The sequence below is a fragment of the Desmonostoc muscorum LEGE 12446 genome, assembly GCF_015207005.2.
GTDB lineage: Bacteria > Cyanobacteriota > Cyanobacteriia > Cyanobacteriales > Nostocaceae > Nostoc > Nostoc muscorum.
Genome location: NZ_JADEXS020000001.1, coordinates 7,161,795 through 7,186,453 on the forward strand (window position 1 = coordinate 7,161,795; position 24,659 = coordinate 7,186,453).

The window sequence follows — 24,659 nt, forward strand, 5'->3', positions numbered from 1 at the left end:
ACACCTAGCTAGAGCACCAAAATCTTGGACTGGTGTGCTAAGCAAGGGCTAACACAATCTAAATATACTGAATTGACATTGGCGTAATTTGACATTTGGTGAAGATGCAAATCATCAAACACGCTTTTTGGCACAATTACCAATAATTACCCAACTACAGCTTTGTCTAAACCTGTAATCACTGTTCGCCTAATTGCACGCCACGAACTTCCCCAACTTCTGGCGTTGTATCAGCATCTCAATCCCATTGATGCACCTCTACCTGCTGACGACGTGTTACAGTCCATTTGGGATAAAATTCTCGGCGATCCACATTTATATTACATAGTTGCCGACATTGGTGGTGAGTTAGTCGCTACATGTAACTTAACCATTGTTCCCAACCTGACACGGGGCACACGTCCATACGGCATTATCGAAAATGTTGTCACCCACTCCGATTATCGACGACAGGAATTTGGTACACGAGTGCTGCATTATGCTTTGGATTTAGCATGGCAGCAACAGTGTTACAAAGTGATGCTTTTGACTAGCTCAAAAAGTGAGGAGACGTTGCGCTTCTATGAACGCGCAGGGTTCAAGCGTGGAGTAAAAACCGGATTTATTGCCCAGCCTCCAGAGGAGTTGTGAGTAGAACTGATACGTGTTAGAGAGATTATTTATTTATATTTTTTTATTGTAGAAAATTAGTTATTTAGTCTACTATTTTTTTGGGGAAGGTAGCAAGTTATATATTGGATGGGTGCGATGAGAATCTTGCTAATCGAAGATGAAGAAGTTTTAGCAAGTGTCTTGTTGAAGTCTCTGACTAAACAACACTATGTTGTGGATGTAGCACAAGACGGGCAAATGGGTTGGGAATACACTCAAAATGCTAGCTACGATCTGCTGCTCATAGATGTAGGATTGCCGAAACTGGACGGGATTACATTGTGTCAGCGATTGCGTTATGGTGGGTGTTTCACTCCGATTCTGTTGATGACGGCGAAAGATGGTACTCAAGAGCGGATTCAGGGACTTGATGCAGGTGCGGACGATTATCTGATTAAGCCTTTGGATTTGGGAGAATTGCAAGCAAGAATACGGGCGCTGTTACGTCGTGGCGATCGCCCCGTTACCCCCATACTAGAAGTAGGCGCACTCCGACTAGATCCCAGTAGTTGCGAAGTCACCTATAACAACAAACTAATAGAATTAACCGCCAAAGAATACAGTCTGCTGGAGCTATTTCTGAGGAATCCATCGCGTGTTTTTAGTCGCGGGGATATCATTGAGCATTTGTGGACTTTTGACGATCCACCCCAAGAGGAGACTGTAAAATCACATATTAAATACTTACGGCAAAAGTTGAAAGCAGCCGGAGCAGTAGATTGGATTGAAAACGTTTATGGTTTGGGATATCGGCTGAATCCTGGAAGAGAGCAGGGGAGGCAGGGGAGGCAGGGGGAGCAGGGGAGGAAAGAAAAATTTATCCCCAATCCTCATGTTGAGGAGCAGTTTCAGCAAGCGATGGGTGGTTTGTGGAAACAATATGAAGGGTTGATGGTGCAGCGGTTGGCGGTGCTGGAAGAATTAGCAGCAGCAGTTTCTAGCAAAACTCTGACTCAGGAGTTACACAAATCCGCAGAACGAGAGGCGCACAAATTAGCTGGTGTCTTGGGGATGTTTGAACAAGACAATGGTACTCAAATAGCGCGGGAAATTGAACAGATTTTAGGCAAAGATGGTGATTTGTCTGTAGATGAAAAGCGGCAATTGCTGAGGCTGATTGAAGATTTGGGTAAGTTAATTAATCAAATGGGGCAAAAGGTAGACGATCAAAATAATAGTGCGATCGCCCCAGAAATTTGTAGTCAATTAATATTAATCGACTCTAATCCCCAAGTAGGTTCTCAATTGCAACAACTCGTTGAATGCATGGGAATGTGTTGGCAGCAAATTACAAACATAGAGGATGCAAAAAACTTTTTGCAAACCATATCCCCAGATTTAGTAGTCATAAATGTAGATGAGGCAGGGTGCCGCCAAGAAAGTTTATCACTGCTGTCAGAATTAGCAACCCGTACCCCACCCGTACCCGTGCTGGTGCTGGCTGGGAATGATGAGTTGGTAGAACGCGTGACTTTTGCTCAGTGCGGCGCACGGGGTTTTCTAGCCAAACCTGTAACAGCTGCTCAGGTGTGGGATGTTTCGTCTCAACTATTACAACGTACTCGTTCTCTGCGGGTAAATATATTGGCAGTAGATGACGATCCCCTGATTTTAGCAGCACTGCGCCCAATGTTAGAACCTTGGGGTATGCGGATGACGGCATTGGACAATCCGTTACGTTTCTGGGAGGTGCTGCAATCTACGACACCGGATTTGGTGATTTTAGATGTAGATATGCCGCAAATTAGCGGTATTGAACTTTGTCAAGCAGTTCGTACTGATCCCCAATGGCAAGAATTACCGATTGTGTTTCTCACTGCTCATCGAGAAATCAAAATTGTACAGCAGGTGTTTGCTGTGGGGGGAGATGATTATGTAATTAAACCTGTGGTTGGGGCAGAATTGTTAGCACGTATTACCCATCGCCTAGAACGCAGCCGTTTACTTCAGTCTCTTTCTACGAAAGATCCTTTAACTGGAGTAGCGAATCAGTTTCAGTCTCGCCGCAATTTAGAACATTTGATTACTCAAGCCGAGAAAAATCAGCAATCTGTTTGTTTGGCGATTTTGAGTGTGAATGATTTGCGCCAAATTAATATTAAATATGGTCATGAAGCTGGTAATCAAGTATTACAAAGATGGAGTCGTTTATTTCAATCAGCATTTTGCAGTGGTGAAGTGTTAGGTTATTGGGGTAACGGAGATTTTGTCGTGGGAGTTTCTGGGTTAACAAAACCAGAAATTAACCATCGCCTGAGTGAGATTTTAACTACTTTACGCCAGCAAATATTCACAGCTTTTGATGGCGATCGCTTTCAGGTAATATGTAATTTTGCTGTAGTGGAATATCCCAGTGATGGGCTAACGCTCCAATCTTTATATCAAGCTGCCGTTGGGCATAATTAATAGACCTCTTGCAAAAGTCCCCTAACACCCCACCCCCAGCCCCTCCCCGCTCGCGGGGAGGGGAGACTTTGACGTAAGTCAAAGGCGGGGTGGGGTTCTTTTTTTTGATTTATGCAAGAAGTCTAATAAATATATTATTGAATTCGTCCCTTGAAAACAGATGTATATCAATCACCGTAAAAGTTTGGAGTTTTGCACTGGGAACTAGACTAAAGTCGATAGCGATCGCATTTCCACAAATTGTAAAATTTTCTAGTTGAAAATGCCTCAAAGTAGAAATCAGGGCTTTACCCAGCAATGGAGAAAGGGTGAGATGAACAATTACACCTTTGGGCGTAAGAAAGCAGGTACATCATTTTCAAATCCATCCCTTGTCTCACCAAATACTCCGACCCTGGCGAACCCAATACGTGGCTTTGGTTTACCAACGAATAATATCCAAACAGCAACCTCAGAGTCAAACAACCTTGAAGAAACCCAGGTTGCTGACGGGGAATCCTTGAAAGCCATTGAGCAACCGTCTTTTGGTCACGACATTAGTCGCATAGCGTTGCGTCGTCCCCAGGCAAAACTGACGGTGGGAGAACCAGGGGACAAGTATGAGCAGGAAGCAGATTGGATGGCAAATCAGGTGATGCGGATGGTTGTGCCAGACAAACTTAACGCTGCTAGCGTAAAGCCTGTACAAAATTCCTTGCAGCGCAAATGTGCAGCCTGTGAGGAGGAAGAAGAGAAAGTAGAAACTAAGCCATCCATACAATTGGCTACTGATAAAGGTTTACAAGTCGGAGATAATATTGAGAGTCCCTCAGGCCTTATTATTCAGTGCAAAAAGGAAAATGAGGAAACTCTGGCAGCCATTCAGGGACACGCAATGTTCAATCTCCTGCCTCGGTTGCAGGCTTTGCCAGAAGATGTTCGTAACGATGAGCAGGCTGGCGGATTTGTAGGAGGACCACGGCTAGTCACTGCTATGCGAGTTGTAAGAGAGAAGGGAAAACCTTGGCTGGACTTCGTTGCTGCTCACAACGGTGAATTGGCTGCCTTGCCTAGTGACCAAATTGCAGACGTTATGAGCTTTCTTGGTGCGCCCAAAGAAGCTCGATACTTTAAATCCGATCTGTTCGATGGACGTTTTGATGGTGCAGTAGATCCAGATGCAGGCGTTGTCACTCTCTTCTTTCGCGTGAGGTTTGAGGTAGAAAGTGCTAAGTTTGGCACAGCATCCCCTGGCACGCCTAACTGGGAAAAAGAAACTCAGGCTGGCCTTCAACAGTTCAAGGCTGACTTTAAGCAAGTCGTTGAGGAAACTTGGTCGGGGAAGGGATCGGTACGACCTACTTGTCCTGTTGGTTCCATCAAGGCACTTCAAACTAAGGTTGTTGTTAGTGTTGTCGATAGCGGCGAACACAAGTTAATACACATCTTCTCAGATGTAGGAGAAGGCCGCTCTAACATGGGCCAAGAAGGCAACTTAAAAGTCAACGATAATAAGCCAAGAACAGAGACGAAGCAGGTAGTCGATCCAACAGGACGCCACCCAGAGCAGGCAACAAATACACAAATCACTTCGGCTCACGAGTTTGGTCACGCTATTGGTTTGTCACACCCCCGCTGTCCTGGTGGAGACGATAACTGTTATGGTGTGACTGCTGAGGAGCGGCGCGATGTCATGGGGGGTGGTGACAAGCTCCAAGTAATCAAGCGGGCTGGCAAAATCGTCCATGATGACTTTCAACCGTTCGAGCGCATTGCTGAGCAATGGGGCAAAGATATTTTCCCAGGGGCATTAGCCCATTGCAATAAATGGTCGGCTGGATAGAATGCAATACTGCGTAGGTTTTGGAATTTCTTGGTTGAGGCAAGCTGTTCAATAGCCGGGGGAGAAATGGAAGCTGGCGTTGAGTTTTGCCTCCCCTGCCTCCCCTGCTTCCCCTGCTTCCCCTGCTTATCCGAGCAGTATTGGGATAGAATAATTAGGTTTTTTTCTCACGCAGAGGCGCAGCGGAGGTTTCCGAGCATCAGAACTTTCCAAGACACAGCCGCCCAGAGGAAGTGAAATTTGCTGTGAGTTCCGGAAAATTTGAAGGTAATGTGTAGTTTTACTGTAGTCGAATATTCCAGTCCTGGAGTAACGATACAATCGCTATACAGATTTATTAGTATCATCAACAGCACATGATTATTAATTTGTAAAGGATTGAACTGATAATTATTACTGATTATTTGAAGGGGAGTCGTTGATGAGTAGACAACAGCTAGAGCAGGTAGAGCAATTGCAAGTCACCGTGAACAAGATGCAAGTCACACTGGATGCGATCGCTGATGCTGTAGTCTGGGTAGGAGAAGACCAACTCATTCAATGGTGCAATTCTAGTTTTGCATTTCTGGTTAACCAAGCCCACGGTAGTCTCTGCGGCTTGAGGTTCACTGATTTGCTACCCTTAACCCAGGCTGGAAAGTTAGTTGCTTTACCCCGCTATCCACATGTGCGGCTACTGAATGGGGAGTATGAAACAACAAATTATCAGTTGCAGCAGGGCGATCGCACTTTAACATTACAAATTTCTGGTAGCTGCATCGGATTGAGTGGCGATCGCTGTGCAATACTGGTAATTCGAGATATCACTGAAACAAAACAAGCTCAAGAATCTTTGCAAGAGATTGAGGAGCGGTTGCAGACATTAATTAACGCTACACCCGATATTATCTGTTTAAAAGACGGCGAGGGAAAATGGTTGCTGTCAAACCAAGCTAACCTCGAATTTTTAGAACTACAAGGCGTTGATTATCGAGGCAAAACTGACTCAGAACTGGCCGAATTTACCGATTTTTATCACGATGCTTTGCTTTATTGCAGCAAAACAGATGAACAATCTTGGCAGTTTGGATCTGTGCATCGGGTAGAAGAAATTATACCGCGACCTGATGGAACAATGAGCAGTTTAGATATGATTAAAGCTCCTCTGTTTCACCAGGATGGTAGACGCAAGGCAATACTTGTTTTGGGGCGCGATATTACAGACCGCAAAAAAACCCAAATAGCTCTAGAAAATTCTTTATCTTTGTTAAATGCTATCTTTGAATCAATTCAAGATGGTATCTTAGTAGTCAATACTTCTAGTAATATAACTAGTTTCAATCAAAAGTTCTTAGAAATGTGGTCAATTCCACCAGAACTTTTGACGGAACCAGATCATCCCCGACGGCTAGCGCATCTGGCAAACCAACTAAAAGACCCCGATGGATTTTTACAACGCGTCCGAGAATTATACCAAAACCCGGAAGTAGTTAGTTACGATTCCTTAGAACTGCGGGATGGCAGAATATTTGAGCGTTACTCCTGTCCTCAACGCGTCGGCGAACAAATTATTGGTAGAGTCTGGAGTTTCCGCGATGTTACTCAACGCCAAAGATCTGAAGAAGCACTGCGACAAAGTGAGTTGCAATACCGCAGTATTTTTGAAGCTATCAATGATGGACTATTTATTACTGAAATAGAAACTGAAACAGTTGCCGAGATTAATCCTGCTGCTTGCCAGATGCACGGTTATACCTACGAAGAATTTATGGCTTTGCATCCATCTGTTTATATTCACCCAGATTCACATTCTGTTTTCCATGAATTTGTAGAGAAAACACGAGCTGGTGAGCAATTTGATGGACAAGCAGTTGATATCTGCAAAGATGGCACTTTAATCGATGTGGAAGTCAAAGGAACGACTTGCATTTATAATGGCAAGCGTCATATTTTAGCAATTGTGCGGGATATAACTGCTCGCAAACGCACCCAGGAAGCCTTACGCCAAAGGGAAGCACAATATCGTGATTTGGTGCAAACAGCGAACTGCATCATTCTGCGTTGGGATAGCAATGGTGACATTATATTTTTAAATGACTACGGTCAAAGGCTGTTTGGTTTCGATGTAGATGAAATTACAGGACGCAATGTTGTCGGTACAATTGTTCCAGAAACCGAAACTTCTGGACGTGATTTGCAGGCGTTAATGGTGGATATTTGCCTGTACCCAGAAAACTATCTATTTAACGAAAACGAGAATTTGTGCAAAAATGGCGATCGCGTTTGGATAGTCTGGGCGAATAAACCCATTTTAGATGAACAAGGAAACTTAATCGAGATTCTTTCAGTGGGCACCGATGCCACAGAACGCAAACGCGCCCAAGCAGCCCTGCAAGAAAGTGAGTTAAAATTCCGCAGCATCGTGGAAAATGCCAATGATTTGATATTTGTCCTGTCGCCAGAGGGAATTTTTACTTATCACTCGCCGAATGTCACGGCAATTATGGGTTACAGCTTGCAGGAAATTGAAGGTCATTCTGTGGTAGAGTTTACCAAACCTGAAGATTTACCAACTAGCGCCGCCGCCTTACAAAGGGCGATGACTGGCGAAAAGCTGACTAATATTGAAGTGCGATTGCGACACAAAGACAACAGTTGGCGATGGTTTAATTTTAATACTTCAACAATTAATACTTCTAGTGGTGAAATTGCGATCGCAGGTGTGGGACGCGATATCACAGAACGCAAGCAAGCAGAAGAAGCTTTGCGTCGTAGTGAAATGAAGTACCGCAACATCTTTGAGAATTCCCAAGTGGGGATTTTTCGCACTCGTCCCGAAGATGGCTTAATTCTTGATGCTAACGATCGCGGTGCAAATATCCTGGGTTTTGCCTATGCTTCTGACTTAATTGCCAAGTATTTTATCACTGATTTATATGTAAATCCCAGCGAACGGGCATCGATTTTAAAACAGGTAGAAGAGTACGGCGAAGTATGCAACTTTGAAGTCGCAATGCGTCGCCTGGATGGTTCTTTGGTTTGGCTATTGTTGTCACTGCGCCTCAACTCTGAAGAATCTTGTCTCGATTGCGTATTTACAGATATTAGCGAACGGCAAGCCGCGCTGCGCGAACGCAAACAAGCAGAAGCCGCCCTCCAGCAAAGCGAGTTAAAGTTTCGCACTATCGTTGAAAAAGTCAATGACGTGCTTTTTGTTGTCACTCCTGATGGTGTTTTCAACTATATTTCCCCAAATATCTTGAAGACTACCGGATTTGCCCCCAGCGAAATGGAGGGTAATTCCTTGGCATTGTTTACTCATCCTGATGATGTGCCAAAATGTCTAGAAGTAGCCCAAACTATCCTGGCAACAGGCGAGGGAATTTCCGATACTGAATACCGCGCCAAACACCGAACTAAAGGCTGGGTTTGGCTAACTTCTAATGCAGTCCGCACACAAGATGCCCAGGGTAACTATCAGATTGTTGGCGTAGCTCGTGATATTAGCGATCGCAAACTAGCAGAAGCAGCCCTACAACGTCGTACCCAAGCAGAAAGTTTAATTAGTAGCATATCTCGGCAATTTATTGACCAAGATTTAGAAACAGCAATTAATTTTACACTGCGAGCGATCGCTCAATTTATTGATGTTGAACACAGTTGTATATTTGAATGTTCCAACGATCAACAAGAATTTAACCTCATCCATGAATGGTGTGGTGAAGATGTTCCACCATTGATTGATATAGCCAGAGGTTCGCCCGTGGAAGTTTTCCCCTATTTCTACGAGCCGATTCTCCGTGGTAGACATCGCCAAATCTCTCGTGTGGAAGAACTACCCCCCCATCTACCTGAGCGACAATTGTTTGAAACCATGTCCTTTCAATCTTTACTCGCTGTGCCCATGCTTCATGCTGGCAGAGTCGTTGGGTTTGTTGGTGCAGCGATGATTCATTATACCAAAACCTGGAACCAAGAAGATATTAATTTATTGAAACTCGTAGGTGAAATAATAGCGATCGGTCGAGCCAGACATCAAGCAGAAGAAGCCCTGAGAATTGCCAAAGAAGCAGCCGAAACCGCCAACCGAGCCAAAAGCGCTTTTTTGGCTAACATGAGTCACGAACTCCGTACCCCTTTAAATGCGATTCTCGGCTTTTCCCAATTAATGGAACGAGACACCAGCCTCAACTCGAATCAGCGTGAATCTTTAACTACCATTAACCGTAGTGGAGAACACTTGTTAAACCTGATTAACGATGTCTTAGAAATGTCCAAAATTGAAGCCGGACAAATCATTTTCAACCCCGAAGACTTCGACCTTTATTTTTTGTTGCAAACATTACAAGAAATGTTCCAGGTGCGGACACAAGCAAAGCAACTATTCCTCAACTTTGAAATGTCCCCCAATCTCCCCCGCTACATCCAAACAGATGTAGGTAAACTCCGCCAAGTCCTGATTAACCTTTTGGGTAACGCCGTCAAGTTTACTCAAACTGGCGGGGTAACGTTGCGGGTGAGGTTAGGGAATGGGGAGTGGGGAGTAGGGAGTAGGGGAGGTGTGGGAGGTGTGGGAGGTAAGGGAGGAGAGGGAGGAGGGGGAAGTATAAATTCTCTTTCTCCCCCACTCCCCACACTCCCCCCACTCCCCACTCCCCACTCCCCACTCCCCATTCCCTAATCTTTGAAATCGAAGACACTGGACGGGGAATAGCACCAGAAGAAATGAATAACTTGTTTCAGCCTTTTGTGCAGACAACAAGCGGTATCCAAACTAAGGAGGGAACTGGGCTAGGATTAACAATTAGCCGCCAGTTTGTGCGATTGTTGGGGGGCGACATCCACATTACCAGCAGCCCTGGGCAAGGATCTACTTTTAGCTTTGACATCCAAGTGAATTTAGTAGCAGCGTTAAAAGCTACACCCAAGTTAAGTAAAGGGCGCGTAATTAAACTGGCAGCCAACCAACCAGATTATCGGATTCTGGTAGTAGATGACCGCAAAGAAAACTGTGACTTAATTGTGCAACTGCTTGGAAGTGTTGGTTTTACTACCAAAACGGCTAATAATGGACAACAAGCGATCGCAATTTGGCAAAATTGGCAACCCCACCTCATTTGGATGGATATGCGGATGCCTGTGATGAACGGCTATGATGCAACTAAAGAAATTAGAGCCAGAGAAAGAAATACAGATGTCAATCATAGTACTGTAATTATTGCTCTAACTGCCAGTGCTTTTGAAGAACAACAAGCAAGTATCTTAGCCGCAGGTTGTGACGACTTAGTTCGTAAGCCATTCCGGGAACAAGTGATTTTTGAAAAGATGGCTGAATACTTGCAGGTGGATTATATCTATGCAGAAGAAAGCAGTGAAAATGCCACATATAAAAAGCCAGATAATGTTCAATCTCCCATTTTGGATCTTCACTCTGCAATTCAGGTTATGCCTGTTCAATGGATAGCAGAATTAAATCAAGCAGCCATTGAAGTCGATGCCGAGCGAATTTTCCAACTAATTGAGCAAATTGAGCCAACTCAGTCTCACTTAGCAGCAGAACTAGCAAATTTAGTTCGTAACTTCTGCTTCGATGAAATTATTGATATTAGCTTACAGGTGGAGTAAATAATATCGCGATCGGTTGAGTACTTACAGCAAATTGCAACAGGCGTGATGTACAGATAATCGTAGGGGCACAACATGTTGTGCCCCTACCCGTGTACGTGTCCCTCATTCAAATGAAAATCGCTATATGCAATTAGTTTTGAGGTGGGATGTGCGATCGCCAAGGTGCAGTACAATAAAGCTACTATGCCTGCTAAAGATATCTATCACGATACGGTCAAAAATTCTTTGATTGAAGATGGCATTATTCGTCTAGTGACCTTCGATACATTAAAGCAGGAAATTATCCGATGGATTCACTGAAGATTGACTATAGCAACATTGTCGAAAAAGTGCTGAAAGAGTATGCTGATTTTTTGGGTAGCGACGAGGAAGTTAAAGTCGAATTGGTGTTCGATAGAGAAAGCGATCGCTACCTTTTAGTGGAGGCTGGGTGGCAAAATGGATATCGCATCTACGGAACTTTGTTACACATTGATATTATTGATAATAAACTTTGGATTCAGCACGATGGTACAGAAGAGGGTGTTGCTGTAGATTTAGTTAAAGCGGGAATTCCTCAAGAGCAGATTGTTTTGGCTTTTAGAAGCCTTGAACATACAGAGTTTGCAGTTTCGTAATAGTTTTTTGGCGATCGCCTTTGGGTTAGAGTATGTGTAGGCTAGCAAACACCGCAGGTATTGCTACCTATTTTATAAGTAAAAATAATTTTGCATTAAATCAATTCATTTTTTACTTATAAAAAGTCATATTGTATAAGTAAACTATGAACTGGAGTTAATACAGCTTAAGCTTAGCTAATACATGTTGATGTTTTAGTTACTAATGCTCGTTTATTAATAAGTAAAGCTAATTTTGTATTAAATAAATTAATTTTTTATTTATAGAAAGTTATTCAATGATAAGTTAAACATAAGATTTAGTTAGTAAATTTATTTTTAATTTATCAATGAACATGTTTTAGTGACTCTGGCATGTTTCGGAGTAACTAACCAACATATTTTAGTGACTCTGGCATGTTTCGGAGTAACTAACCAACATGTTTTAGTTGAAAATACTAACTCTACATCGGCTTTACCGGTGTGATATCCATAATACCTGGAACCCCACCCTGCTAAAGCTCTGCTTGAGCTAACCTCCCCTTAGCAACTACGGTGTACACAGAAGTTAGATCCAGTTTTACCCCAATACGCTTGGCATAAGCCAGAAACCCCTCATGTAGAGACGCGATTTATCGCGTCTAAAACACCGCCACATTAGAGAGACGCGATTTATCGCCGTCTCTACAGAGAATGAATATACTCGTCGCACCATGTTGTGACGTAGTTGAAAGCCCCCACTATCAAATAATAACAATTCTCTAAAATGTGGCAACCGATTCAAACCCCATAACCCAGCCTATATCTGACTTTCTTAATTACGAATTACGAATTACGAATTACACAGAGGCTTATCATCTCCACTGACACTAGAACTGTTCTTCAGATAGTCGTGTAGCCAATTGCAACTTTGCACCAATAAATTATCTAAATTCAGGTTCCACAATTTCACTGTTTTGTCATAACTAGCAGAGGCAATGGTCTTGCCATCTGGGCTGAAGGTGACGTGCAAAACCTCAGCCTCATGCCCCTTGAAGGTAGTAATCTCTGTGCCATCAATCCGCCACAGTTTCAATGTTTTGTCATAACTGGCAGAAGCAATGGTCTTACCATCTGGGCTGAAGGCGACGTGCAAAACGCCATCCTCATGCCCCTTGAAGGTAGTAATCTCTGTGCCATCAATCCACCACAGTTTCAATGTTTTGTCATTACTGCCACTTGCAATGGTCTTGCCATCTGGGCTGAAGGCAATGTGCCTAACCTTAGCCTCATGCCCCTTGAGGGTACTAATCTCTGTGCCATCAATCCGCCACAGTTTTACTGTTTTGTCATTACTGCCACTTGCAACGGTCTTGCCATCTGGGCTGAAGGCGACGTGCAAAACGCCATCCTCATGCCCCTTGAGGGTAGTAATCTCTGTGCCATCAATCCGCCACAGTTTTACTGTTTTGTCCCCACTGCCACTAGCAATGGTCTCGCCATCTGGGCTGAAGGCAATGTGCCTAACCCAACCTTCATGTTCCTTGAGGGTAGTAATTTCTGTGCCATCAATCCGCCACAGTTTTACTGTATTGTCATTACTGCCACTTGCAACGGTCTTGCCATCTGGGCTGAAGGCGATGTGCAAAACGCCATCCTCATGCGCTTTGAGGGTAGTAATCTCTGTGCCATCAATTCGCCACAGTTTCACTGTTTTGTCATTACTGGCAGAAGCAATGGTCTTCCCATCTGGGCTAAAGGTGACGTGGGAAACCGAACCTTCATGCCCCTTGAGGGTAGTAATCTCTGTGCCATCAATCCGCCACAGTTTCACTGTATTATCAATACTAGCAGAAGCAATGGTCTTCCCATCTGGGCTAAAGGTGACGTACGAAACCCAACTTTCATGCCCTTTGAGGGTGGTAATCTCTGTGCCATCAATCCGCCACAGTTTCACTGTATTATCAATACTAGCAGAAGCAATGGTCTTGCCATCTGGGCTAAAGGTGACGTGCGAAACCGAACTTTCATGTTCCTTGAGGGTAGTAATCTCTGTACCATCAATCCGCCACAGCTTCACTGTTTTGTCATTACTGGCAGAAACAATGGTCTTGCCATCCGAGCTAAAGGCGACGTGCAAAACCCAACCTTCATGTCCTTTGAGGGTAGTAATCTCTGTGCCATCAATCCGCCACAGCTTCACTGTTTTGTCATTACTGGCAGAAGCAATGGTCTTGCCATCCGAGCTAAAGGCGACGTGCCTAACTGCTTCCTCATGCCCCACAAAACGGTTTTGCTCTCTGGTTTCATCAAATACTTGGCGCAGGTTGGCTACAAACTGCATCTTGGTATCTCCATCTGCTCTACCTAATGATTCGACCTTTTGCAGTTGCTTTCCAGCTTTGACGTAGTTAATTAGTTTATCGAGTTGTGAATCTGAGTTTAAAGATAGTGTGGCAATTCTATTCAAGCTTTGCAGTTGGGCAATGTCGGCTTGGATTTGAGCTTCTCGCCACTGGGTAAAAGCAAAAATTGCCACTGCACTCACGATAATCGTCGAACCTACAGCTACTTTAGTAGTGGTTTGTGCTGCAAGACGTGCTTTTATCTGTTGCTGAAGCTCTCGCTGTTGACGTTCTTCTACTTCTCGTCGCACTCGCTCTCGTTCTGCTTGACTAGCTGCAATTAACTCCCGTGCTAAACCGCTTAAAGAAATCCTTTGGCCGGAGTTTTGCCAGAAATCTTCAGCCTGCGCCAACTTTACCCCTTGCAGTAAATAATCCGGAATCTTGCCATTACTTTGCCACTCTTGAGCATCTGACTCAATTTTCCGTTGTTGTCTTAACGCCTCTCGGTTTTCGGAAATCCACTGGCGTAACAGTGACCAATTACGAATTAAGGCTTCATGGGCAACATCTACTACAGCCAAAGGACTCGATTCTGTCCCTTTCTCCACCAAAGTAGTCGTCACCACTAGCCGAACATTTTCAGCCGCCAGCTTGGCAATTACTCTTTCTACTAGCACCGCTTCTTGTGGTGATGACACCAAATTTTGCAGCAAAACTCGTCTGCGGGTATCCTCTGTTCCCTCTCCTAGCTGGGTGAGTTCGAGAAAAATCCGCTTGGCAATGGGCTGTTCTTCACTTGATAAAGACTCATAAACCTCATTAGCACGTTTTTCTAAAGTTCCCTTGACACCTCCCAAACGGGTATATGCAGCTAAGGTAAATTCCTGCTGTTGCCAAAGTTCCGTCAGGGTGTACTGTAACAGTGGTAAACTTCCTGGTGAACCCTCGACATCAGCAATTATTTGCTGCACCAGTTCGGATTGCACCTGCAAACCTACTTTCAAAGCTGGGGCGGTAATGGCTTGTTTTAATTCCTCAGTTTCCATCGGTGTCACAGTCACCAGATGCTGTTGAATCTGTTGTGCCAGTCCACTATATTGCTGTTCTGCACACTTGCCAAAAAAGTCTGCCCGCATTGTCAATACTAAGCAGAGTTTATCTGTGTGAGATAAAGCACCAATTAAACAGGCAAAAAATTTCTCTCGTTCTGCGACATCCTGGCATAAGGTAAAAGCTTCTTCAAATTGATCTGCTACCAGCATTACCCGTTCAGTATCAGCAGCATTAATCAATTGCCCTAAGCCGACTCCACCCTTGGCTAGCAGTTCCTCTGCTTTGGCTAACTGGGATGCTCTATCAATTACTGATAACCCAGAATCTAAAAATGCCAGTGCTAAACTCTGGAGGGGATGCTCACCAGGGCGAAAAATCTTAATTGACCAATTCTCGCTACCGGAGAACCGCCTTCCTAGTTGAATTTGATACAGTAGACCTGCCCTAACTACACTCGATTTGCCACTACCTGATGCTCCTAAAATCGCCAAGAAGTTGCTAGAGCGGACTTTTTCTAATAATTTGTCGGTTAATGCTTGTCTGCCGAAAAAATATTCAGCGTCTTCTTGTTTACAGTCAAAGTATTGCAAACCACGGTAAGGGCAAACCGAGCCAGTGACGGCATTATGAGACTCCTGCTTTTGCTGTTGCCAAGTGCGTGTTAAGTCAATTGCACCACCAGAGTTAGCAAAAATCGGACGTTGCGGGTAGTTAGCCCAATGATGATGGAGAAAATCAATTAAAGTATAGTTGGTTACCCATTGTTGTGGCGATCGCTCTGGATCAAGACCTTGCAACAAAGCTTCTGTCAATACACTATAGCTGCTCCCCATTGCTTCATAAGCCACTTCAAATTCTCTGGATGCAGCGATAAAACATCTATCCCGTCCTTTACCTCTCTCTCCAGGATCTGCCTCTGCAAAATTCAGTAACTCACCACTATAACAACAATCCAGCCAAATAATTTGTTGTTTTACCTCGCTGTCTTGTAGCAGTTGACGCAACCATTGCAACGACAAACCCCAGTTACCTAAATCTGGATTCACATCACTAGTGACTAAAAATCCTTGTTGAATACCCCGGTTTTTTCGCAGTCCATGTCCAGAAAAATACAGTAGTGCCGTATCTGGAGCATTCTTACCTTCAGGCTTAAACAGTTGAACTATGGCCTCTTCTAACTGCGTTAACGTCACTGGGGTCTTTTGACCAACACGAACAGTATTGTTTTCTTTATTCTTAACACTTGGTAGCCGTTTAACATTAAATTGACCGTATTGTTCTAGTAGTTTGGCTATAGCTTCTGCATCCTGTGCTGGTGCTGTGAGACTAGGCAGACGTTCATAGCTATAGGTATTAATTCCAACTACCAATGCGTCTCGCATGATAAATAAGAGAAATTTTTAGAGAATCATTGCTGAGAGCATTATCACTTAGTTATTAGCAAAACTACAGTAAAAATTCTCTAAAAATCTGTATAAAGTGGTAAAGGATAAAATCACCGAATTTGAGATTTTAAATTTTGGATAATGGAATTGAAGATTCTTGCATTCCAAATTTAAACAGGTTTGAAGCCCACGCCACTTGCTCTAAGCTGGGGAACCCGTCCAACCCAGTGGCTCCCGAATTCAAACGCGAAAATAAATCTAAAATCCCAAATCTTTAGGGCATGTCATCAATTAGATAAACTGGAATCAGAACTGCTGGAAAAGAATAAACACTATTGAAACCGATGACGCGCCGATACGCACTACGAGATGATCAGTGGGAGAGAATCAAAGACCTGCTACCTGGGCGAGAGGGCTATGTGGGAGCCACAGCTAAAGATAATCGATTGTTTGTTGAAGCAGTATTATATCGTTATCGAGCAGGCATTCCCTGGCGTGACTTGCCATCGAGATTCGGGGATTTTCGGGTGATTCACACCCGCTTCAGTCGATGGTCAAAAACAGGCGTGTGGGAGCTGGTGTTTCAGCACTTGGCCGATGATGCCGATAACGAATATGCCATGATTGACTCGACAATTGTCCGCGCCCACCAGCATAGTGCGGGTGCAAAGGGGGGGATGCGTCCACAGAAGCCATTGGTCGCAGCAAAGGGGGATTGAGTACTAAGATTCATGCTGTGGTAGATGCTTTGGGCAACCCACTGAGCTTTCACCTGACACCCGGACAAGCTTGTGATCTTGATGGCTCTGACCAACTGCTACCCAATATTGTGGCGGACACAGTACTGGCAGATAAAGGCTATGATGCCGATGAGCGAGTAATTGAGCGACTTCAGGCACAGGGCAAAACCGCAGTGATTCCTCCTAAACGCAACCGTACCAGACCTCGTGACTACGACCGAGATTTATACAAAGCCCGTCATCTCATTGAAAACTTTTTTGCCAAACTCAAGCAGTACCGAGCGATCGCAACGCGCTACGACAAACGCGCTGCCAACTTTCTGGGTGCAATTTATTTGGCTGCTTCTGTCATTTGGCTCAATTGATGACACGCCCTAAAGTGAAACGGTATAAGAACTAGACCAGAGAACAGGTTTTTTATAAAAAGTTGCTAGTCGTCTTCGCTCTCAAACATTTCTGGAATTCCGTAAGGGAATTTATTAAATAATTATTAAAAATATATATAATCGGCAAAATTATGCCTGAAACTCATTAATAAGAAGTCTAACTAATTAAATCTAATTTAGCACTTCCAACCTGAGAGTGCTAAATTTTAACTAAATTTTCATAACTACGATATAGACATGAATTATATTTCAAAAAATGTTTGCGGCAGATAACCCCACCTGGGCTGACGCGCACCTTACCCTTAGCAAGGAAGGGGTCTTATATATGTGTTGCATTATTTTTTACAATTGTTATTACATTTTTTATAAATGGCATATTTATCAGACATTCTTTTATTAATCAAAATTTTAAGCGCTACTAATTAAAAACTAGGAGGATTGGGATGAAATACACTTTTGATATTGTAGGAGTATCTCCACTTTTGCAGTTTTTTAATCACCAACAACAGATTTGGCAACAACCATCCCGCCTTGGCGTAGAATATTTGGGAATGCATACCTGTACACTAGATACATTTCTCAAATCTGTAGAATCAGTTCCACTACAGCGGGGTTGGAATCTGGATCAAATAGTAGATACAGTCATTCAGTTTTGGTTGAATAACTCAGATAGTATTCGTTATTGGAAAGTATGTTTAAGTAATGCTGGTAAAGATAATTTATTAGTGACCAGATTGGCAGATATAACCGCTTTACAAGCTGAATTTGAATCCCTACTAGATAAAGAATAGTCAAGAGATAGGGAAAAATAAATCTTGATCGACATTTAGGGGCAATGTCTGACAGGAATTCTTAGTTTCTGAGAAACTACTCTACCTACAATATTAATAATCCTGACTTGCTAGATAAGTCGGGATTATTACATATTTTCAGGAAGATTTGTGATTTGACTGATTTTCAAAGGCTTTGACAAATTTGATTGATTTTATTGTCAAAACTATCCTCAGAGTCATCCTAAAATCTCTTCTAAGTATTTAGGAAAAATTCATTTTTATAAATTTATGTGGTATTGTTTAAAATGCTCTCTATAATTTTATTACTGATACAGATTTTACTTACGTAGGTCGATCAAAATCTTCCAGGGTTAATACTTGTTTTTCCTTCCACCTTGAGTATTGTTTGATTCTGGAAACAGTTGCAAATTCAAGCTTTTAAGCTTATAAATGCCTGGAATTGAGAACTTAGGTTGTCTAAAATATTGCCCTAAGTATTGACAATTCATGAATAATCGAATAACAAGGTGGCAGCAGCTTAAAAAAAAAGCGTTAGTGCATTCCTACCTAGAAACTAATTAACGCCCTTCATGAAACTTCATACGGAAAAGATAATTATGTCAGAAAATACCGAATACAAAGCTTCTAAGTTAGGAAATCAGGCTATTGCGTACAAAGAGCGCCTAAACTCTTGGGCGATCGCTCGTTTACTTCCCGATGCCCAACGGGAAATTGTGGCTCGTTTCCGCAGTCGTTCTGATGCAGAGGGCTATATACAGCACCTGCGTCAGGAGATCCCAAACGCTTCTTTCTTGATTGTCTTTGATTGTCAACGTGAAGAAGCTGTAATTTAAATTACAGGTTTTTTTCAACTTTTGGATGGAGATTTCCTCCATCCGATAAAATTTTTGTTTTTCTGTGTGCGCTCTCTAGCTTGAAAATAAGGAGTAGGGAGTGGGGGTCAAATAATTTTGGATTTTAAATTTTGGATTTTGGATTAAAAGAAACCACACTGGGTGGGGGCTTGATAGCGCAGGGTTAGCGAGTCAGATGCTCCTGGGTCGCTAATACTACGAAATAATCTAAAATTTAAAATCTAAAATCTAAAATCTAAAATTGGCACGGTCAAGAGATTTTCCTATTAAAGTGCGATCGCTGCAAAAATACTGGCTCAAATGTCACAACTCTAGATTCCAATCCAGGCTTCACTTCAAAATTCTCTGGTTGGTAAACTCAAGAGGATAAGGAGATAATGGGAAGGCAGACAAGGGAAGCTCTATCTTTGATGGGGTTTTCCGCAAGTCCTCTCCCCATCTCTTTGTCCCCTTATCCCCTTATGGTGAAGGTTTTCGTTAAAAATACAAATATTCTACTTCCAAAAAATTCAGTAATTCTCCCCTTGCTATTGATATTTTAGATTACTTAAAAGTGAAAGTTAGTACAAAAAGCCCTGAAAGTGCTGGAGGGTTAATAAGTGGTCAAACAGCACCGACGTGATTGGTTAAAAGCTGTGAAATTTTGCCGCGAAAGAAAATTCCTAGCACTGTTGCTAGGGATTTTATTCTCAATTTCCGTAATCTTACTGTGGCAAAAACTCCCGTTGCCAATCACTGAGTCCTTAGCAGAATTTGCAATGATTACCGGGTTATTTGTTGCTGGGTTATTGGTTACCAGCACCGTGACATTATCAATTTATTTCGCCCTAGTAACGAAAGCCAGTAACCAAAAGATAGCAGCAATAAATCAGGAGTTAACTCAGAGAATTTTTGAACAACAACAGGTAGAAATTACCCTCCGCACCAATGAAAATCGTCTGCGGCAGCTGTTGGAAACTGTCAAAGTCATTCCTTGGGAATTAGACTTGAAAACTGGGCGATTTATCTACGTTGGGTCGCAAGCGGTAAACTTACTAAATTATCCCATCGCCCAGTGGTACGAGGAAAACTTTTGGGTCAATCATCTACATCCACACGACCGAGAAAAATCAGTTCGTTTTTGTCAACAGGCAACTGCTAGGTGCGAAAATCACGAATTAGAATACCGAATGCTAGCAAGCGACGGGCGAGTTGTTTGGCTGCGACACATTGTGACGGTAGTTCACGAAGCCGGAACTCCTACAATGCTCAGGGGATTTATGTTTGACATTACTGATTTGAAGCTGGTGGAAGAAACCTTGAGGCTCAGGGAGAGGGCGCTTGCTGCTACTAATAATGGAATTATTATTGCTGATGCCAGGCTTGCATATAATCCGGTTATTTATGTCAACCCTGCCTTTGAGCGGATAACAGGTTATAGTACCACAGATGTGATTGGGCAGAACTGTAGATTTTTGCAAGGCACAGATACCGAACAACCAGCACTCGAACAACTGCGGTCATCCATTAAAGCGGGAACAAGTTGTAAAGTGGTTCTCCGCAATTATCGCAAAGATGGCATGTTGTTTTGGAATGAATTGAGTATTTCTCCTATCCATGATGAAAATGGCAAATTAAGTCACTTCATTGGCATTCAGACAGATATTAGCGATGTCTACGACGAACTTCGCTTACGCAAACTTGCCGAAGCCCGTCTGCGTCACCAAGCCCTCACCTTTGAAAACATGCACGATGGCGTGATGATCACAGATTTAACAGGAAGTATCATTGATTGGAATCCAGCTGCTGAAAGCATGTTTGGCTATACCAAAGCCGAGGTTTTAGGTAAAACTCCAAGTATTTTACATAAATCTGAAGAAGCCGCAGGATTAAGTGCCAAAGTTCTCCAAACAATCAACCAGCAAGGACGCTGGTCAGGAGAAATACATTTTATTCGCAAAGATGGTAGTGAGGGAATTTGCGAAACAACTGTAGCATCTTTACAGGATGAACAGGGACAAACTGTTGCCACTATTAGTGTCAATCACGACATTACCGAAAACAAACAAGCTAAAGAGGCATTGCAGAGGCAATTACATCGAACTTTATTACTCGAACAAATTACTCAAGAAATTCGTCAAAGTTTGGACACCAGCAAAATTTTTGAGACGGCTGCTACTCAAATTGGACAAGCATTTAGAGTCGATCGCTGTTTAATTCATTCTTACATTAATGACTCCATTCCCCTAATTCCCCTAGTAGCAGAGTATAATGTGCCTCCCGGTCACTGCTCGATATCCAACTTGGAAGTTTTAATAACTAACAATCCCCATGCTGAGCAGATGATGGCACAAGAAAGTGCGATCGCCTCCCCAAATGTCTACGTTGATGCTTTACTTCAGGGGGCTGAGTCTACCTGCCAAGAAATCGGGCTGAAATCCATGCTCTGTGTCCGTACCTCTTATCAAGGAGAACCAAATGGTGCTATAATTCTTCACCAATGTAGCCATTTTCGCCAGTGGACACAAGACGAAATTGAATTAGTAGAAGCAGTGGCAGCTCAGTTGGGTATTGCTTTAGCACAAGCTCAATTACTAGAACAAGAAACCCGCCAACGTCAAGAACTCACCTTGAAAAACTTTGCCTTGGAGCGAGCAAAACGCCAGGCAGAAGCCGCAAATCTAGCAAAAAGTGAGTTTTTGGCGATGATGAGCCACGAAATTCGTACTCCCATGAATGCGGTTATTGCCATGACAGGTCTGCTGTTGGATACGGACCTGACGCCCCAACAACAAGACTTTGTGGAAACAGTCCGCAGTAGTGGAGATGCTTTGCTCACCATCATCAACGACATTCTAGATTTCTCCAAAATTGAATCGGGGAAGTTGGAATTAGAAGAACAGCCTTTTGATTTGAGAGCTTGTGTGGAACAGGCCATCTACCTTTTAGCCCCGAAAGCCGCCCAAAAAGATATCGAATTAGCTTACCTGATCGAGCCGCAAGTTCCCACTTACATCATCGGCGATTTAACACGTCTGCGCCAAGTCTTGATGAATCTGCTCAACAATGCCATCAAGTTTACTGAAAACGGAGAAGTGGTACTTTCTGTTGGACTAGGGACTGGGAATCGGGGATTGGGGACTGGCGATCGGGGATTGGGGACTGGGAACCGGGGATTGGGGACTGGGAATTTAACTCAAGAAACTTCTTCCCAATCCCCAGTCCCTAGTACCCAATCCCCAGTCCCTAGTACCCAGTCCCCAGTCCCTAGTACCCAGTCCCCAGTCCCTAGTACCCAGTCCCCAGTCCCTAGTACCCAATCCCCAGTCCCTAGTACCCAGTCCCCAGTCCCTAGTACCCAGTCCCCAGTACCCAGTCCCCAGTCCCCAGTCCCTAGTACCCAGTCCCCAGTCCCTAGTACCCAGTCCCCAGTCCCTAGTACCCAGTCCCCAGTCCCTAGTACCCAGTCCCCAGTCCCTAGTACCCAATCCCCAGTCCAAATTCAATTTGCCATCAAAGATACAGGTATTGGCATTGCACCAGAAAAAATAGAACGGTTATTTCAACCCTTTACTCAGGGTGATGCTTCCATGACTAGACGATATGGCGGTACAGGACTGGGACTGGTAATTAGCAAGCGGCTCAGTCAGATGATGGGCGGTACCCTTTGGGTAGAAAGTCAGGGGTTTGTTGGTGGCGATCCCGGCTCCACATGGAAAAGTAAAAAATTATCATCTTCTTACCTTTCCCAAGGTTCAACATTCTACTTCACCATTAAAGCCCAAGTAGCTGCTATGGCAGAACAAGCTGAATTTAGCAGTTTGCTAGTGCAGCTGGCCCGAAAGCGGCTGTTGATTGTAGATGACAATCTCACCAACCGCACAATTGTTAGCTTGCAAGCAGAGTCTTGGAAGATGCAAACTTATGCTGCCAAATCTGGTAAAGAAGCTTTAGCTCAACTTGCTCAGGGAGCGCAGTTTGATATTGCCATTTTGGATATGCAGATGCCAGAAATGGATGGTCTCACCCTGGCTCGTCAAATCCGCAAGCAATCTGGCTTTTCAAATCTGCCTTTGGTGATGCTGACCCCTTTGGGTAAACTAGAAACCTCCCTCGATTTTGGTGATGTGCAGTTTGCTGCCTCTTTGAGCAAACCAATTAAACAGTCTCAACTCTACGATGTTTTTACCCGTGTTTTGGGTAATCAGCCGATTCGGGCTAGTATTTCTCATTCTCATTCTCCCTTGGTCGATCCGCATTTGGCACATCGATCGCCACTGCGGATTCTTTTAGCAGAGGACACGGTTGTTAATCAGAAAGTTGCTCTATTAATGCTACAAAAAATGAGTTATCAGGCAGATGTAGTAACCAATGGGCTAGAAGTGTTGAAAGCTTTGCAAAAACAGCCCTATGACGTAGTGTTAATGGATATCCACATGCCCGAAATGGATGGGTTGGAAGCAACTCGGAGAATTTGTCAACAATGGGAAGTTGGTTTTCGTCCCTATATCATTGCGATCACTGCTAATGCCATGCGGGGCGATCGCGAAGCTTGTCTGGCTGCTGGGATGAATGACTACATTAGTAAACCTGTTCAGCTGGAAGAGTTAGCCCAAGCACTCAGCAAATGCCCACCTCAAAGAAGTAAACAAGACCTGGTAATGTCTGGGGAATTGCAACCTCCGGCCAATATCCTCCAGGAAAACCCAAACCCGACATTCTATAGTGCCAATATTGATGCCAAAACTCTCAAATCCTTGCGGAATATACTCAGAGGAGATCGTGCTGCATTTGCAGAACTAATTGAGTGTTATCTTACAGAAACTCCCAGACTGGTACAAAATATCAGCACAGCGATCGCTACTGAAGATGCCCAGACTCTATGGAAGACAGCACACCAACTCAAATCCAGTAGCGCCTCTGTAGGGGCGATGACCCTGGCGCAACTTTGCAGGCAATTAGAAGCACAAGGACGGAGCAACAAATTACAAACCAGCCTAGACGCCATATCACAACTACACCAAGAATATGAACAAGTTAAAACTGCCTTACAAAAAGAACTTGCCAAGGAAGCATAATGAAAGCCACCCCTCAAGAAAGCCAATCATTAGTTTTAATTGTTGATGATGAACCGTTTATCCGCATGATCTTACGCAATTTCTTGGAGCGGGAAGCGTATCAAATAGTGGAAGCTAAAAATGGCATAGAGGCTTTAACTGTGTTTAAGCAACTCCACCCAGACATAGTACTCCTTGATGCCATGATGCCCGACATGGATGGGTTTGAGTGTTGTACTCAGTTGCAAATTCTTGATTCTAGTAAATACACTCCAGTATTAATGATTACAGGACTTGAGGATGAAGAGTCAGTTGACCGTGCATTTGAAGTAGGGGCAATGGACTATGTTACCAAACCGATTCACTGGCCAGTTTTGCGACAACGGGTAAAACGCTTAATTCAACAATCTCAGTTACAACAAAAACTCGAAGCTGTGAATCTGGAATTGCAGCGATTAGTTAGTATCGACGGATTAACTGAAGTCGCAAACCGCCGGGGGTTTGAAGAGTATTTTTACCAAGAGTGGCAGCGGATGAAACGAGAACAACGCCCACTTTCTCTGATTCTTTGCGATGTTGATTTCTTCAAATCATATAACGATACTTACGGGCATCGAGTAGGCGATCGCTGTCTCATCAAAATTGCTCAAGCCATCAAAGATATTATCAAACGTCCTGGAGATTTAGTTGCTCGTTATGGTGGCGAAGAATTTGCCATAATTTTACCTAATACAGACATCCAAGGGGCGACTCATGTTGCCGAAAAAATTTGCGATGCTGTCCGGACATTGGCAATTCCTCATCAGAATTCACAAGTTAGTCCTTATGTAACCCTGAGTGCCGGGTTTACCACAGAAATTCCTCAAACAAATTCTGACTTGGAAGAAATGATTGCCGCAGCAGATCGGGCATTGTATCAAGCAAAAACAGCAGGACGCGATCGCTTTGTCCAAAACATCCTAGCTACCCAAAAGTGACGAACTGCAAACATACAGCAGAATT

The 24,659-nt window shown here is 43.5% G+C and carries 13 protein-coding genes; 12 read left to right on the forward strand and 1 reads right to left on the reverse strand.

Annotated features, from left to right (window positions below):
• Nucleotides 1-162 precede the first annotated feature (162 nt).
• The 7 genes from IQ276_RS29520 to IQ276_RS29550 all read left to right on the forward strand — a co-directional run bounded on the left by IQ276_RS29520 (nt 163) and on the right by IQ276_RS29550 (nt 11,103).
• On the forward strand, nt 163-630 hold the full coding sequence (locus IQ276_RS29520) for a GNAT family N-acetyltransferase (RefSeq protein ID WP_228043531.1): 468 nt from the start codon (nt 163-165) through the stop codon (nt 628-630).
• Nucleotides 631-747: 117 nt separating this feature from the next.
• Nucleotides 748-3,057, forward strand: a complete 2,310-nt coding sequence (locus tag IQ276_RS29525; RefSeq protein ID WP_235116080.1) for a response regulator — start codon at nt 748-750, stop codon at nt 3,055-3,057.
• Nucleotides 3,058-3,370: 313 nt separating this feature from the next.
• The gene (locus tag IQ276_RS29530) at nt 3,371-4,879 is read left to right on the forward strand and encodes a M10 family metallopeptidase domain-containing protein (RefSeq protein ID WP_235116081.1); all 1,509 of its coding nucleotides are present in this window, start codon (nt 3,371-3,373) and stop codon (nt 4,877-4,879) included.
• Nucleotides 4,880-5,300: 421 nt separating this feature from the next.
• Nucleotides 5,301-9,539, forward strand: a complete 4,239-nt coding sequence (locus tag IQ276_RS29535; RefSeq protein ID WP_235116082.1) for a PAS domain S-box protein — start codon at nt 5,301-5,303, stop codon at nt 9,537-9,539.
• A 44-nt stretch (nt 9,540-9,583) separates the two neighbouring features.
• Nucleotides 9,584-10,483, forward strand: a complete 900-nt coding sequence (locus IQ276_RS29540; protein WP_235116083.1) for an ATP-binding response regulator — start codon at nt 9,584-9,586, stop codon at nt 10,481-10,483.
• 165 nt (nt 10,484-10,648) lie between these two features.
• Nucleotides 10,649-10,786: a hypothetical protein gene (locus IQ276_RS29545; RefSeq protein ID WP_193920676.1), complete on the forward strand. Its 138-nt coding sequence runs from the start codon at nt 10,649-10,651 to the stop codon at nt 10,784-10,786.
• On the forward strand, nt 10,774-11,103 hold the full coding sequence (locus IQ276_RS29550) for a XisI protein (protein ID WP_193920674.1): 330 nt from the start codon (nt 10,774-10,776) through the stop codon (nt 11,101-11,103). The genes IQ276_RS29545 and IQ276_RS29550 overlap by 13 nt, the downstream gene beginning before the upstream one ends.
• An 811-nt stretch (nt 11,104-11,914) precedes the next feature.
• Here IQ276_RS29550 and IQ276_RS29555 read toward each other — a convergent pair.
• Nucleotides 11,915-15,844: an nSTAND1 domain-containing NTPase gene (locus IQ276_RS29555; protein ID WP_235116084.1), complete on the reverse strand. Its 3,930-nt coding sequence runs from the start codon at nt 15,842-15,844 to the stop codon at nt 11,915-11,917.
• Between the two features lie 347 nt (nt 15,845-16,191).
• Here IQ276_RS29555 and IQ276_RS29560 point away from each other — a divergent pair.
• The 5 genes from IQ276_RS29560 to IQ276_RS29580 all read left to right on the forward strand — a co-directional run bounded on the left by IQ276_RS29560 (nt 16,192) and on the right by IQ276_RS29580 (nt 24,634).
• Nucleotides 16,192-16,952, forward strand: a protein-coding gene (locus IQ276_RS29560) for an IS5 family transposase (protein ID WP_373690472.1) whose coding sequence is annotated in 2 segments (ribosomal slippage) — nt 16,192-16,524 and nt 16,527-16,952 — 759 coding nt in all. Because the reading frame shifts where the segments join, the coding sequence is not laid out codon by codon here.
• 464 nt (nt 16,953-17,416) lie between these two features.
• Nucleotides 17,417-17,764 (forward strand): hypothetical protein, encoded by a 348-nt coding sequence (locus IQ276_RS29565; protein ID WP_193922441.1) that lies wholly within the window; start codon nt 17,417-17,419, stop codon nt 17,762-17,764.
• Nucleotides 17,765-18,363: 599 nt separating this feature from the next.
• A complete protein-coding gene (locus IQ276_RS29570) occupies nt 18,364-18,600 on the forward strand; it encodes a hypothetical protein (protein WP_190881786.1) in 237 nt (78 codons plus the stop codon).
• Between the two features lie 620 nt (nt 18,601-19,220).
• Entirely contained in the window at nt 19,221-23,678 is a 4,458-nt protein-coding gene (locus IQ276_RS29575) for a PAS domain S-box protein (protein ID WP_235116085.1), read from the forward strand.
• Nucleotides 23,678-24,634, forward strand: coding sequence for a GGDEF domain-containing response regulator (locus tag IQ276_RS29580; RefSeq protein ID WP_190881787.1), 957 nt, complete (start codon nt 23,678-23,680; stop codon nt 24,632-24,634). The genes IQ276_RS29575 and IQ276_RS29580 overlap by 1 nt, the downstream gene beginning before the upstream one ends.
• The last annotated feature ends 25 nt before the right edge of the window (nt 24,635-24,659 follow it).

Bases quoted from the DNA above. Each gene is read 5' to 3' on its own strand.
- IQ276_RS29570 (WP_190881786.1), top strand. From the start codon at position 18,364: ATGTCAGAAAATACCGAATACAAAGCTTCTAAGTTAGGAAATCAGGCT.
- IQ276_RS29535 (WP_235116082.1), top strand. From the start codon at position 5,301: ATGAGTAGACAACAGCTAGAGCAGGTAGAGCAATTGCAAGTCACCGTG.
- IQ276_RS29525 (WP_235116080.1), top strand. From the start codon at position 748: ATGAGAATCTTGCTAATCGAAGATGAAGAAGTTTTAGCAAGTGTCTTG.
- IQ276_RS29540 (WP_235116083.1), top strand. From the start codon at position 9,584: ATGAATAACTTGTTTCAGCCTTTTGTGCAGACAACAAGCGGTATCCAA.
- IQ276_RS29565 (WP_193922441.1), top strand. From the start codon at position 17,417: ATGAAATACACTTTTGATATTGTAGGAGTATCTCCACTTTTGCAGTTT.
- IQ276_RS29555 (WP_235116084.1), bottom strand. From the start codon at position 15,844: ATGCGAGACGCATTGGTAGTTGGAATTAATACCTATAGCTATGAACGT.
- IQ276_RS29580 (WP_190881787.1), top strand. From the start codon at position 23,678: ATGAAAGCCACCCCTCAAGAAAGCCAATCATTAGTTTTAATTGTTGAT.
- IQ276_RS29550 (WP_193920674.1), top strand. From the start codon at position 10,774: ATGGATTCACTGAAGATTGACTATAGCAACATTGTCGAAAAAGTGCTG.
- IQ276_RS29530 (WP_235116081.1), top strand. From the start codon at position 3,371: ATGAACAATTACACCTTTGGGCGTAAGAAAGCAGGTACATCATTTTCA.